This is a genomic window from Flavobacterium terrigena (assembly GCF_900108955.1).
GTDB classification, from domain to species: Bacteria; Bacteroidota; Bacteroidia; order Flavobacteriales; family Flavobacteriaceae; genus Flavobacterium; species Flavobacterium terrigena.
Genome location: NZ_FNYA01000010.1, coordinates 62,958 through 76,873, shown reverse-complemented (window position 1 = coordinate 76,873; position 13,916 = coordinate 62,958). Strand labels below are relative to the sequence as shown.

Here is a 13,916-nt window from a genome sequence, read left to right as displayed (position 1 = left end):
GGGTGCAAAAGTAGAACCTTTTTTTTAATTACCAAAACTTTTTGAAACTTTTTTTTGAGAAAATTTTCATCCCGTTTTAATCAATCATTATTTGTAAGAACTCCCTCTCTTGCGGGGTGCAAAGATAACATCTTTATATTTTAATTTCCAAATCTTTTTTTATCTTTTTTCAAAAATATTTTTTCCGATTTGCTTATCATTATATAAAGAACTTCTCTCTCATTGCGGGTGCAAAACTAGCACTTTAATTCGAAATTCCTAACATAAACTTAATCTTTTTTTAAAGTATTTTGTTATCTTTTGTTTTACAGGAAGTTACAATCATCGATTTATTTTGCAGTTTATCGTTTACTTGGGGTTTTGGCGGTTGGTAGTCGTGATTTAAAGGAATGATGGTGTTTGAAATTATGTGGATTCTTTGAAAAATAGCTTGTCTTTCTTTGTTTTTCTGTTGCTACACTCTTTGTGAATCACTAAATTTCTTCTGAAAACAGGTTTCTAGCCCTGATAGGAGCGGCATCCTTTTACATTTACACCCGACAAGTCATAATAAACTGTCGGGTGTAAATGTAAAAGATAGAGCGGAGAGCAGGAAATAGCTTCAAAAAAAACTATACCTATATATAAGGAGTGAATTTAATTACCTGCTTTTGCCTTTTCTTTATTCTTAATTGCCCAATTGAGATTTAGCTCACTTTCCGAAATTGGCTTTTTAGCTTCTTGTTTAGCTAACCTTCCTTCATCAAAACAACGTTGTAAATACGTTTCGATATAGAAATCTTCCGGAACTTCCATTGGATCATAAGTTTCCTTTAAATTGATGTTGAATAATTTTGCCGTATTGTTAGACCAAAATGCTTTCCAACCACTTTTATAATCCTTAATTAAATCGAAAGTTGTTTTTCCGGTTTGTCTATTAATTAACTTCACCAAAATTTGTCCTTGTTTACGAGATAACTTTTTAAGCTTTGGCTCGAACTCATCATTTAAATACTTTTCAACAAGCTTGAAATATTTTTTCTTTTCTTTCTGCGTTTTTAACTTAGCCATTGTTGCATTAATCTGCGTTAATTTTTCTGCAGTCATTTTTGCATAAGGATATACGACACGAACTCTACGTTCTAATAACTTTATTTGTTCGCGCTCTTCTTTTGTCAGTTTCATTCTACTTTCATCAGTGACCGTAACTTCTTCAATGACGATTTCACGAATAGTATCGGAATCTTGAATATACACAATAGTATCTGACACCCCTGAACCTTCACCTTCTTGTGCAGAAAGTAATGAGAAGCTGAATAAAAAAAATACTATTAAAAAAATGCGTTGCATACCTATATATATTAAAGTGTAAAATTATAAATTTAATTAGCAAGTTCAATGCCAATTTTTTATTTTAGCAAAAAAAACATCAAATAAATGAAAAGTATATTAAAAGATAGTTCGATTGCGTTTTTAGAAACTTATTTAAATAATGCATCGCCAACAGGATATGAAAGTGAAGGTCAGAAATTATGGATGGATTATTTAAAACCATATGTAGATACTTTTATTACTGATAATTACGGAACGGCGGTTGGAGTTATTAATCCGGATGCTCCTTTCAAGGTAGTTATTGAAGGTCATAGTGATGAAATTTCTTGGTATGTGAATTATATTACTGATGATGGTTTAATTTATGTGATTAGAAATGGAGGAAGCGATCATCAAACGGCACCTTCAAAACGTGTGAACATTCATACTAAAAAAGGAATTGTTCGTGGGGTTTTTGGTTGGCCAGCCATTCATACCAGAATTGCTGGAAAAGAAGAAACTGCAAAAGTGGAGAATATATTTATCGATTGCGGTTGTAGCACTAAAGAAGAAGTAGAAAACTTAGGTGTTCATGTTGGCTGTGTGATTACTTATCCTGATGGATTCGAAATTTTAAACGGAAACAAATTTGTTTGTCGTGCTATTGACAACAGAATGGGTGGATTTATGATTGCTGAAGTAGCTCGTCTTTTAAAAGAGAATAAGAAAAAACTACCTTTTGGATTGTATGTTGTAAATGCGGTTCAAGAAGAAATTGGTTTACGTGGTGCAGAAATGATCACACAAAGTATTAAACCAAATATTGCAATTGTGACTGATGTGACTCACGACACGTCTACTCCGATGATTGATAAAAAAATTCAGGGTGATTTAAAAATGGGTAAAGGTCCGGTTATTGCTTATGCGCCAGCTGTACAAAATAAATTAAGAGATTTAATTACTGACACAGCTGAAGCTAAGAAAATTCCTTTTCAAAGAAGTGCTTGTTCAAGAGTAACTGGAACAGATACGGATGCTTTTGCTTATAGTAATGGCGGAGTTCCAAGTGCTTTAATTTCGTTACCGTTACGTTATATGCATACAACAGTGGAAATGGTACATAGAGAAGATGTAGAAAATGTAATTAAATTGATTTACGAAACGCTATTGAATTTAGAAAACAATCACGATTTCTCTTATTTTAGATAATGAATAATGATTTCACTAACTAAAAAATTTACAGCAATTCTTTTACTATTGTCATTTACCTTATTAATGAGCAGTTGTGGTTCTTCGAAATCAAAAACTGATTCTTCGAGAGGAACAACATACAAAAGTAAAGGAGTTGCATCTTATTATCACGACAAATTTAACGGAAAGAAAACGGCCAGCGGTGAACGTTTTAGTAATAAAGAATATACTGCCGCTCACAAAAATTTACCATTCGGAACAAAAGTTAGGGTCACAAATTTAGAAAACGGAAAGTCGGTTATAGTTGCTATTAATGATCGTGGACCTTTTTCAAAAGGGCGTGAAATTGACTTAAGCAAAAAAGCTTTCATGGAAATATCCGACAAAAAAACACATGGTGAGCTTTCTGTAAAAATTGAAGTTCTAAAATAACAAGCCATGAAGTTCAGCCAAAAGCATCTATTCGTTTTTATCATTCTAATCCAGATAACTTTGGGTTTCTGTCAAAGTGGAAATAAAATAAAAACAGAATACGCTTCGCGAAAAGGCTTTGATAAAGTTATTTTTTACGAAAACTTAAATCTGAATCAAAAAAGAAGCTATCGCGATTTTTTCTATTCTAATCTTCCCAAGATTTCTAAAGATGAGGAAATCTTATCCAACAAGAAAAACCAAATTCGCTACAAATTTTCCCTTGCAGAAGTTTATAACATCAAGGAAGATGAGTTAAAATCTATTGAGGTTTTAAAAGAAATTCAAAACGATAAAGATTATCAGCTTTCCGAAACTGAACTTATGACTGTTTTGGTAAGTCTTCAGAAATCGTATCTGAATCTGAACTTGTATTCCAATGTTTTTAAAATAAATTCTGAAATTGCAAATCTTAGAAAAAAAGGGGCTGATTTTCCTCTTTGGAGTTACAATTTCAAAAGTAATCTTTATGCTAGACTACAACTTTTTGACAAAGCAATTCCTCAATTAAAATCTGAGATTAAGGATTTATTCAAAAACCCAAAACGCGATTCTCTTATTATTCCATCGGCTTATAATGATTTGGGATTTTATTATTCTACAGAAAAGAATTTAGATAGTGCTTACTATTATTATAACCTATCATTAAAAAGAGCTGAACAAGCTATTAAACCAAAAGATTTTGAAACCTATCAGAGACTAATAGGTGTTATTAAAGGAAATATGGCAGTTTTGAAAATTATGAAGAATGATTATCAAAGCGCCATTCCATTGCTGGAAGAAGATGTTACTATCGGATTAAAAAACAATGATGATCCAAGTGGAACAGCAAGAAGTTTGATATTATTGGCTGAATGCTATGCTAAAATTGAAAATTATGCTAATGCTCAGAAAGCCATTGTTCAAGTAGAACAACTTCTTAAAAATGAATTAAACACAAGAACTAAAGTCAGTTATTACAAAACAAAGGCTGAACTTTTAAAAAAACTTAATCAAAACGAAGAAGCCTTTTCATATTATCAGAAAGCTTTTAAACTTGGCGATTCACTAAATATTGAAAAACAGAAATTTCTTTTGGCTGGAAATGATATTTTATACCAAATGGAAGAAAAGGACAATTTGATTGAAAAACAACAAGCAGATATTGATGCAACTCAAAAAAGAATTCTTTCCATCTTCACACTTTCCCTTGGTGTAATTTTAGTCACTACTTTGATTTATCTTTACAATTCGAAAAAGAAACGTAAAGAAATAGAGCAAAAAAATGCCGAAATCTCTGCAAAAAACAGAACAATTAACGAGTCGTTGGCTGAAAAAGAATTATTATTAAAAGAAATTCATCATAGAGTAAAAAACAATTTGCAAATCATTTCTGGAATATTAAGTTTACAAAACAATAGTATTTCCGATGAAAAAGCCAAACAAATTTTGGTAGATGGCCAAGATAGAATTCAAACGATTGCTTTACTTCACAAAACCATGTATCAAAATGAGAATTTTAATATGGTTGATTTTCAAACCTATATTAATGAACTCATCACTTATATTAAGCAAGCAAATATTACAGCAAATAAAAAAATTACAATACATCAAGAAATTGAAGATGTTCAATTTAACATTGACACCGCTATTCCGTTGAGTTTAATCATAAATGAAATTATTACAAATTGTTACAAACATGCTTTTGAAAACAAAACCGAAGGAATAATTTCTATTTCAATAAAAAAGCAAACATCCGATTTATACGAATTAGCTATTGAAGATAACGGAACCGGTTTACCTGAAAACTTCAGCAGTATTGAAAATTCTAAAAGTGTTGGATTCGATTTAATTCAAGGACTTTGCCAGCAAATTGATGGTGAAATTGAAATTATAAGCAAAAACGGAACTAAAATAAACATTCAATTTAAAGAACCAACATGACACAAAATCCTTTAAAAATTTTAGTTGTAGAAGACGAATACATTACTCAGAAAACCATTTGCAATTATTTAACCGAAATTGGTTACGAAGTTGTAGCTACTGCAATGAACGCGAATAATGCTATTGAAATTCTAAATACAAAAGATATAGATTTTGCCATTTTAGACATTAATATAAAAGGAGAGAAAAACGGAATTTGGTTAGGTAATTATATTTTTGAGAATTTTAATATTCCACATTTGTACTTGACTGCTTATTCTGATACGGAAACTATAAAAAATGCTTTACAAACAAAACCTTTGGGTTATTTAGTAAAACCTTTTCAAAAGCACGATTTATTTACTTCTATTGAAATTGCGATTTTAAATTTCACAAAAAATCAAACTTCAAAAGAAAAGCACATTTTAGTAAAACACAACGAAGTCTACACTAAGATTAATTTCGATTCTATTCTTTTTATTGAAAGTGATAAAAACTATTTGATTCTAAATTGTGAAGAAGAAACGTATCGATATCGTTCAACGATTACAGATTTTGAAAATTTAATGCCGTCGTATTTTATTAAAACTCATAAAGGTTTTATAATTAATTGTCAAAAAGTTCGCGAATTTTCAACTAGTTTAATTTTAATAAATGATTTTAAAATTCCCATTTCAAAAACATTCAAAGAATTGGTGTTTAATAAATTACAAGAGCAACTTTAATTCATCCCTAAAAAGAATAGTTATATCCCTATTTTTTTTACACTAATAATTTATAGCAGAATTTCGTGGTGAAATTAACTACTACACAACCATGAAAAAACTATTATTTACTTTACTATTGCCTTTATTTATTCAGGCACAAGTTGGTATCAACACAACTACTCCCGATGCAAGTTCAATGCTTGACATAAACGCTACAGATAAAGGTTTATTAATTCCAAGAGTTTCTATACCAAACTTAAATGCTGCTGCACCAATAACATCACCAGCTACAAGTTTATTAGTTTACAACACAAACGCAACAACCGGAACAGGATTTTATTATTGGGATGGAACAAAATGGACACCTTTTACTGGTGGAACAAGTCATTGGACAAAAGTTGGCAATGACATTTACAATAACAACACGGCTAATGTTGGTGTTGGAACTACAACACCTACAACTAAATTGCATATTGAAAACATTAGTGCTGCGAGTTCCTTACTTAATCAAAATTTTGAAACCAATTCCATTGCACCATTAACAACTGGTGGAAGTGCAAACTGGGCTACACAAACAACTGTAAAAAATGCAGGGACTTATGCCGCAAAATCTGGAACAATTACTGATAGTCAAACTACACAAATGTCACATACAATTGTAATTCCAGCTGGCGGGGCAACTTTAAGCTTTTATTACAATGTAAGTAGTGAAAGTGGATTTGATTTTTTACGTTTTTATATTGATGGCGTACAACAAAACCAATGGTCTGGAACAGTAGGATGGACACAACAAATCTATCTTTTAACTGCTGGATCAAGAACATTACGTTGGGAATATAGTAAAGATTCATCAGCAAGTGCTGGAAGTGATGCAGCTTATATAGATGATATTAACATTTCTGCAGCAGCAGCAGCGGCATTACGAATTGTTGATGGAAATCAAGGTACTGGAAAAGCTTTAGTTTCAGATGCCAATGGAAATGCAACTTGGCAACAATTAACAGCAACTAATATATCTGTTCCAGATTTAGTTACTATTCAGGATTTAGATATTCCAATTTGTGGTTCAGTTGCAGTTGGAAATACAGGAACTATGACAAGAAATATAAAAGGTGTGAGTACAACTATTACTTGGACTATTTTAGCCAGACAAACAACTGCAGGTTCTAATGCAGTAATTAGTGGTAATACTGTTTTACTAGCACCTGCAAAACCAGAAAAACTGCAAGTACGATACGATTTTTCACCACAATTACCATTTCTCCCAACTGGAATTATGTTTAGTCCATACAACAACAGTTCGTATCCAGATACTTTTACAATAAACTACGCTTTAAAATCACAATCATCAATGACAGTTAATATAACTAGAACTGATGTCATGGGAGATACTAGTGCCGCTTGCTGGTTAGGACAATTTTTCTTTGATGCAATTATAATAAACTAAAACAATAAACACTACTACATACTACAACAAACAACCTACTACCTCAATCAAGAACCACGCTTAGGCGTGGTTCTTTTTTATGATATACAAAAAAGTAGTTTGAATATGTTAATAAAAGTAGTTTTACACTTGACTTTCTTAATAGATTTAAACGTAAATTGCTCCAACAAAAACAAACATCAAAAATGATAGAACAACAAAATCAATCCATCGCTTTTAAATGGTTCGAAGCTTTTAATGTTCACAATTTGGAACAATTATTAAGTTTGTATGATGATTATGCCGAACACTTTAGTCCGAAACTAAAAATTAGAAAACCAGAAACAAATGGTTTGATAAAAGGAAAAAACGAATTGCGTGTTTGGTGGCAAGATGCTTTTGATAGATTACCAACTTTACATTATAAGGTAACTTCTTTAACTGCCAATAGCGACAGAGTATTTATGGAATATATTCGTCAAGTGGAAAATGAAGAAGATATGCTAGTTGCGGAAGTTTTAGAAATTAAAGATGGAAAAATTGTTTTTTCAAGAGTATATCACGGATAAATTTACTCCTTAAAATTCCGAATAAATAACTTTATCATTTAATGAAAGTTGTGTGATGTGTTTACTAGTAGTTCCGAAAGGCGCAAATGGTGTCCAATTTTTCGCAAAATACAAAACCACATTTTCCCCTAATAGTTCATTTTTTGATTTTTTAATTTCGAAACCATTTTCAAATCCTCTATTGATGTAATATAACGTTTTTGAATTTTCAAGTTCTATAACTAAATCTTTTACGCCGCTTTCGGAAACATTTTTAACCTTTCCTACTACTAAAATACTATTCTCTTTAGAAGTATCAACAGGAATTAAAGCTAAAACAATTAGAACAACAATAGTAATTACAATAAAATAAACCGACTTTTTCATATCCAACAATTTTAAATGAAAACGTAAATCATTATAAATTATTGTTTTACCTAAATTGATGCACATAAAAAAATCCCGATTTTCATCGGGATTTTCATTTATAAAATTCAGCTTTTATTTTCCTAACATTCCTTCTTTTAAATCGTCATCAGCAGGTTTGTTACCTAACCAAATTCCGAATAATGCTTTTTTGAAGTCTAAACCATCAATAGTTCCTTTTTTTGTTCCGTTTTTGTAAACAGAAACGCCTTCTCCAGGAACATAAACGATAATAAAAATATCTTTTTTGTTTATTTTATCTTTAAAGAAACCTTTAAATTTATCAATCTTAGCTTTTAATGGTGCTGTTTTATTACCAGTAGAATTTTCAAAACCTTCATTAATTGCAGATATCATTTTTTCTGAAGTAATTAAACCCGAAACAATATTCAATTTAATTGCCATAGCTTCGTTTGCTGCAGAAATTGCATTTCCATCCGTAGATTTTTTTGTTACATATAATGAACCTACATACATATCCATGAACATTTTTTCACGTGTTCCTGCTCCATTCAATGTTAAATTTTGACCTTCAACCGCCAATTTAGCATCTACTTTTACATCGCCAATAGTTTTTTGCGCTGAAGCGAAAATTGCTGTAAAAGCAATAAATAAGGTAAGAATTTGTTTTTTCATAATAGTCTAATTTTTAGTTATTGCTAATATATTAATTTTTTTTCTTCATTTTATAGATAAATGCATTTAATTCAAAACCAATTAAAAGTAAAATACAATTTATCCATATATAAAACATCATAACAAGAAGCGTACCAATTGAGCCATACAGTTCATTATATTTCGCGAAGTGTACTACATAAATCCCAAACACATACGATGACAAAGCAAAAAGTACTGTTGTAAAAACTGAACCATAACTAAAAAAAGCAACTTGTTTTGTTTCTTTTGTCCCTAGTTTATATAACAAAGATGTGATGGTTAATACCATTAAACCCATAAAAACATATCGACAGATTTGTAAAACAGTCGCATTTGTTGACAAACCAACCTGATTTTCTATTTTTTGAATAAATACTTCGAAAACAAGAATGGCCACAACCGTAAATATTAGTAAAAAGGCAATGATTAATGACAAACCAATTGCAATAGCATATTGTCTGAAATATCCACGTTTTATGGAGATGTGCATCGACATTTCGAAACCATCTAATAAAGCATTTATTCCGTTTGACATTAAATATATGGACAATAAAATCCCCGTAGAAAGTAATCCTTTATGACTATTATTTAAAATATCTTTAATTATGTTAGCAATTGCATCATAGGTATTTGGAGGTACATTTTGAGAAACAAATACTAAAAAATCATCTTGAAAATTATCTAATGGAATGTATGGAATCAAATTGAACAAGAACAAGGCAAATGGGAACAATGCCATAAAAAAACTAAATGCGATGGCACTTGCTCTTTGTGTTACGGCTCCATTTGCAATTCCTTCCAAATACAATTTGATAACGTCATATAAAGACATTTCGTGAAAAATTGCAGGTTTTATCGATTTTAAAAAATTGATAAACATATTCACAAAAGGAAGTCTTTTTATATTTTTTTTAATTGAAATTGGCATTAAATTGCTTTTAAACTTAAATCCATATTATGAACCGAATGTGTTAACGCGCCAGATGAAATATAATCCACACCACATAAAGCATATTCTCTAATCGTTTTTTCGTTGATGTTACCTGAAGATTCCGTTAAACATTTATTTCCGATAATTTGAACTGCTTTTTTAGTCGTTTCAAAATCGAAATTATCCAATAAAATTCGGTAAACGCCACCAGCATTTAAAATTTCTTCTACTTCCGCAATAGTTCTAGCTTCAACAATAATTTTTAAATCTTTATTATTATCTATTAAATATTGTTTGGTTTTCGCAATTGAAGCCGTAATTCCACCAGCAAAATCGTTATGATTATCTTTTAACATAATCATATCGTACAATGCAAATCGGTGATTTTCACCACCTCCGATTTTTACTGCCCATTTTTCACAAGCTCTAAAATTCGGAGTTGTTTTACGCGTATCTAAAATTTTTGCTCCAGTTCCTTCAATTAATCGTACATAACTTTTGGTTTTTGTAGCAATTGCACTCATTCGTTGCATACTGTTTAATACCAAACGTTCTGCTTTTAAAATAGATTGTGAACTTCCGTGCACGTGAAAAACTACATCTCCATATTTTACATCGTCACCATCTTCAATAAAAGTTTCCACTTTCATATTAGCATCCACATAATTGAAAACCATTTTAGCAAATTCTACACCAGCAATAATTCCGCTATCCTTTACTAAAAGTTTTGCACTTCCTTGTGCTGATGCTGGAATACAAGCCAATGAACTATGATCACCATCGCCAACATCTTCTCTGATGGCATTGGAAATTATTAAATCTAATTCGTTTTGAAATTGTTGTTCTGTAATCATATATTTTTGTTTTTGCCACTAAGGCACTAAGTTTTTTTATTCTTCCTTTAATTTACTAATCGAAAAATTGGCTAATTAACTAAACCTCATCACTTGTAAATGATTGTTGCATTTTTTTCTTGTAAGGTCTAATAATTAAACGTGCTTCTCTATCAAATCTTATGTAATTATACACCCAATTTAAGAAAACTACGGCTTTGTTTTTAAAACCAACTAAGGAAATTAAATGTACAAACATCCAAACAAACCAAGCAAATACACCGCTAAAATGAAAATTTGGTAAATCTACAACGGCTTTGTTTCTTCCAATTGTGGCCATCGACCCTTTATCGTTATATTCAAACGCTTTTAGAGGTTTATTATTTTGCAAATTAAATAAATTTTCTGCTAATAACGCACCTTGTTGCATAGCAGGTTGCGCCATTTGAGGATGTCCTTTTGGATATTTTTCCGTTTCCATGATACAGATATCACCAACAGCAAAAATATTATCGTAACCTTTTACTTTATTGTGAGCATCGACTTTAATTCGATCAATTCTTTCGAAAATAGCATCTTTATTTAAACCGCTTATTAGTTTTCCTGCAACTCCAGCTGTCCAAATTACGGTGGAAGAATGAAAATCTAATTCAGAACTTGTAGTCACCACAAAACCATCATAACCTGTAACACGTACATTTTTATGAACAATCACACCTAATTTTATCAAGAATTTTTCAGCTGCAATGGATGATTTTTCAGTCATCGAATCTAAAAGTCTATCACTACCTTGAACCAAGTGAATTTGCATTCTATTGATATCTAAATCTGGATAATCTTTTGGCAAAACTGCTTTTTTCATTTCTGCCAAAGCACCGGCAAGCTCCACACCTGTTGGTCCACCACCCACTAAAACGAAATTCATTAAACTTTCACGTTCCGCTTCATCATCTGTTAAAAGGGCTGCTTCGAAACTTTCTAAGATTAAACTTCTAATATTTAGTGATTGCGGAATGGTTTTCATAGACATGCTATTTCGCTCAATTTCTTTATTGCCAAAATAATTTGTTTTTGTTCCAGTTGCTACAACTAAATAATCGTAATGTAAATCGCCAATATCTGCAATAATTCTATTATTTACCGCGTCAATTTCTTTCACATCGCCCAAGCGAAAATAAAAATCTTTGTATTCTTTTATGACTTTACGAATTGGGTATGCAATAGAATCTGGTTCTAAACCGCCAGTTGCTACTTGATATAATAAAGGTTGAAACGTGTGATAATTATGTTTGTCCATCATTACCACCTGATAGTTTTTGTTTCTTAATTTCTTCGCTAAAGAGATTCCAGCAAAACCGCCACCTATAATTACAATTCTTTTTAAATCAGAATCTGGTATGTTCATTTTTGAAGTGTTTATTTACAAATTTAAGTTATATTTTAGTTATTTGGAACACCAATTAGAGAATTTATTAAAACTTTAAGAATCTATAAAATCAACCAATTTGAAATAGATTTTTAAATTTTCTTCAAGATATTTGTAACAAAAACCAAAACACGTCTACTTATCGTATATGAAATCTGAATCGGAAGAAAGTTTCGTTAAACAATTAAAGGCTAATCAGAATATTGTCCACAAAATTTGTAGGCTGTATACTTCTGATCAAGACTCGCATAATGATTTGTTTCAGGAAATCACCATTCAGTTATGGAAGGCTTTCCCGAAATTTAGAGGCGAATCGAAATTTACAACTTGGGCGTATCGCGTTGGGTTGAATACGGCTATTACTTTATATCGAAAGAAAAAAAGAAGTATAGAAACAACGCCTTTTGATACAGAATTTCACAGAATAAAAACCGACGAATATAATTTTGAGGAAGAAGAACAATTAAAATTAATGTATAAAGCCATTGCCGAGTTGAATGACATTGACAAAGCTTTGATATTTTTATACTTAGAAGATAAAGATTACACTGAGATTTCAGAAACACTGGGAATTAGTGAAGTGAATGCGAGAGTGAAAATGAATAGAATTAAAGGGAAACTTAAAAAAATATTAAATCCGTAACCTATGGATGAATTAGAATTATTAAAAAAAGACTGGAAGAAAAACGATGCGCAATTTAAACAAGTTTCTGAAAATGAAATTTATGGCATGTTGCACAAAAGTTCGTCTTCTATAGTAAAATGGATATTTATCATTAGCATTATTGAATTTTTAGTCTTACGATTATTGGATTTGTCTATGTTTTTTGATGATAATTTCAAAAACAAACTGAAGCAAATTCATATTTTTGAATGTTTAGAATTAATTACAATTATAAATATTATAGTATCGGGTTGCTTTATCTTTTTATTTTACAAAAATATAAAACAAATAAGCGCTACTTCATCTGTAAATGATTTAATGAAAGACATCATAAAGACTCGAAAGACAGTAAAGTATTATGTTTTGTACAATTTAATAATTGCAGGAATAATTGGTGTAATTGTATTTTATTTTCAAAGTAAATATGACTCCAATTTAAGTAACCTTTTAAATAAATATGAATATGTATTTATAATTTGCGGAGCTCTTTTAGTCTTGTTTTTAGTTTTTATATTCTATCTATTCTATAAATTATTATACGGAATACTACTAAGAAGATTAAAACGCAATTATAACGAATTACAGAAAATAGAGTATTAAAAAAAAGTCCTGATAAATTTTATCAGGACTTTTTTTTAATACTTCCATTGACGTTCTTTGTCTAACTTAGCTTCTTCTTCTAAAATTTCTTGAGGAATTACTTTTAAAAAGGAAGCGTGTTGTTCGATGGCGTATTCTATTTGTTCTACAATTTTTTCAATCGAATCATTTTCGTAATCAATTTCTAATGGTGGCTTAATTTCCATCGATTGTAGAATTCCTTTTTTCTTTACGAATAATCCTTTTCTATCAAACGATCTTCTGAAACCATCAATTACAATTGGCACAACAATAGGCTTATGTTGTTTGATAATATGCGCTGTTCCTTTACGAACCGGTTTGAATGAGCGAGTTGTTCCTTGCGGAAATGTAATTACCCAACCATCTTCTAAAGCAATTTTAATGTTTTCTGTATCGTTCGGATTGACTTCTCTTTGTACATCTTTACCTTCTGCTCTCCAAGTTCTTTCTACTGTAATAGCACCAATGTAAGCTAAAATTCTTGGTAACAAACCTTCTTGCATGGTCTCTTTCGCGGCTACATAATACAAATTTAGCTTTGGCTCCCATAAATAAAACACATTCTTGATATTGTCTTCTCTGCCTTTTAATGCAGCATTGAATACGTGAAACATGGCAGTTACATCGGCAAAGTAAGTCTGATGATTTGATATAAAAAGCACATTCGTATCTGGCAAACTTCTAATAATTTCAGAACCATCAATTTGTAAGTTATTGAAACTTCTGTATCGACTATGCGTAATCGCACCAAAAATACGAATCAACCATTTTTTGATAAATAATATATGTCCGAATGGATTTCTTTTAAATAATCCCATAAGTT

At 30.7% G+C, this 13,916-nt stretch carries 15 protein-coding genes; 8 read left to right on the top strand and 7 right to left on the bottom strand.

Features of this window, described 5'->3' with window-relative positions; all coding sequences use genetic code 11:
- Positions 1 to 636: 636 nt before the first annotated feature.
- Positions 637 to 1,329: a DUF4294 domain-containing protein gene (locus BMX42_RS13830; RefSeq protein WP_091315804.1), complete on the bottom strand. Its 693-nt coding sequence runs from the start codon at positions 1,327 to 1,329 to the stop codon at positions 637 to 639.
- A gap of 87 nt (positions 1,330 to 1,416) precedes the next feature.
- On the opposite strand from BMX42_RS13830, the gene BMX42_RS13825 reads away from it, so the two are divergent.
- From BMX42_RS13825 to BMX42_RS13800, 6 genes are all read left to right on the top strand, one after another.
- Positions 1,417 to 2,499 (top strand): M42 family metallopeptidase, encoded by a 1,083-nt coding sequence (locus BMX42_RS13825; protein WP_091315801.1) that lies wholly within the window; start codon positions 1,417 to 1,419, stop codon positions 2,497 to 2,499.
- Between the two features lie 6 nt (positions 2,500 to 2,505).
- Positions 2,506 to 2,913: a septal ring lytic transglycosylase RlpA family protein gene (locus BMX42_RS13820; RefSeq protein ID WP_091315798.1), complete on the top strand. Its 408-nt coding sequence runs from the start codon at positions 2,506 to 2,508 to the stop codon at positions 2,911 to 2,913.
- A gap of 6 nt (positions 2,914 to 2,919) precedes the next feature.
- A complete protein-coding gene (locus BMX42_RS13815; protein WP_091315795.1) occupies positions 2,920 to 4,875 on the top strand; it encodes a tetratricopeptide repeat-containing sensor histidine kinase in 1,956 nt (651 codons plus the stop codon).
- Positions 4,872 to 5,579 carry a LytR/AlgR family response regulator transcription factor gene (locus BMX42_RS13810; RefSeq protein WP_091315791.1) on the top strand — a complete coding sequence of 236 codons (708 nt, stop codon included), beginning with the start codon at positions 4,872 to 4,874 and terminating at the stop codon, positions 5,577 to 5,579. The genes BMX42_RS13815 and BMX42_RS13810 overlap by 4 nt, the downstream gene beginning before the upstream one ends.
- Positions 5,580 to 5,670: 91 nt before the next feature.
- Complete coding sequence (locus BMX42_RS13805; protein WP_091315788.1) at positions 5,671 to 7,008, top strand: hypothetical protein; 1,338 nt, start codon at positions 5,671 to 5,673, stop codon at positions 7,006 to 7,008.
- 185 nt (positions 7,009 to 7,193) lie between these two features.
- A complete protein-coding gene (locus BMX42_RS13800; RefSeq protein WP_091315784.1) occupies positions 7,194 to 7,556 on the top strand; it encodes a nuclear transport factor 2 family protein in 363 nt (120 codons plus the stop codon).
- Between the two features lie 9 nt (positions 7,557 to 7,565).
- On the opposite strand, the gene BMX42_RS13795 is transcribed toward BMX42_RS13800, so the two are convergent.
- The 5 genes from BMX42_RS13795 to BMX42_RS13775 all read right to left on the bottom strand — a co-directional run bounded on the left by BMX42_RS13795 (position 7,566) and on the right by BMX42_RS13775 (position 11,787).
- Positions 7,566 to 7,922, bottom strand: coding sequence for a hypothetical protein (locus tag BMX42_RS13795; protein ID WP_143055661.1), 357 nt, complete (start codon positions 7,920 to 7,922; stop codon positions 7,566 to 7,568).
- Positions 7,923 to 8,036: 114 nt separating this feature from the next.
- Positions 8,037 to 8,597 (bottom strand): chalcone isomerase family protein, encoded by a 561-nt coding sequence (locus BMX42_RS13790; protein WP_091315776.1) that lies wholly within the window; start codon positions 8,595 to 8,597, stop codon positions 8,037 to 8,039.
- Positions 8,598 to 8,628: 31 nt separating this feature from the next.
- Positions 8,629 to 9,546, bottom strand: coding sequence for a YihY/virulence factor BrkB family protein (locus tag BMX42_RS13785; protein ID WP_091315773.1), 918 nt, complete (start codon positions 9,544 to 9,546; stop codon positions 8,629 to 8,631).
- Complete coding sequence (gene nadC / locus BMX42_RS13780) at positions 9,546 to 10,403, bottom strand: carboxylating nicotinate-nucleotide diphosphorylase (RefSeq protein WP_091315770.1); 858 nt, start codon at positions 10,401 to 10,403, stop codon at positions 9,546 to 9,548. Before nadC ends, BMX42_RS13785 begins: the two co-directional genes overlap by 1 nt.
- A gap of 79 nt (positions 10,404 to 10,482) precedes the next feature.
- Complete coding sequence (locus BMX42_RS13775; protein ID WP_091315766.1) at positions 10,483 to 11,787, bottom strand: NAD(P)/FAD-dependent oxidoreductase; 1,305 nt, start codon at positions 11,785 to 11,787, stop codon at positions 10,483 to 10,485.
- Between the two features lie 169 nt (positions 11,788 to 11,956).
- Here BMX42_RS13775 and BMX42_RS13770 point away from each other — a divergent pair, with 169 nt between their 5' ends.
- Together BMX42_RS13770 and BMX42_RS13765 are read left to right on the top strand one after the other, a co-directional pair.
- Positions 11,957 to 12,451, top strand: a complete 495-nt coding sequence (locus BMX42_RS13770) for an RNA polymerase sigma factor (RefSeq protein ID WP_091315763.1) — start codon at positions 11,957 to 11,959, stop codon at positions 12,449 to 12,451.
- Between the two features lie 3 nt (positions 12,452 to 12,454).
- Entirely contained in the window at positions 12,455 to 13,072 is a 618-nt protein-coding gene (locus tag BMX42_RS13765) for a hypothetical protein (protein ID WP_091315759.1), read from the top strand.
- 35 nt (positions 13,073 to 13,107) lie between these two features.
- On the opposite strand, the gene BMX42_RS13760 is transcribed toward BMX42_RS13765, so the two are convergent.
- Positions 13,108 to 13,911, bottom strand: coding sequence for a lysophospholipid acyltransferase family protein (locus tag BMX42_RS13760; RefSeq protein ID WP_091315756.1), 804 nt, complete (start codon positions 13,909 to 13,911; stop codon positions 13,108 to 13,110).
- Positions 13,912 to 13,916 lie beyond the last annotated feature (5 nt).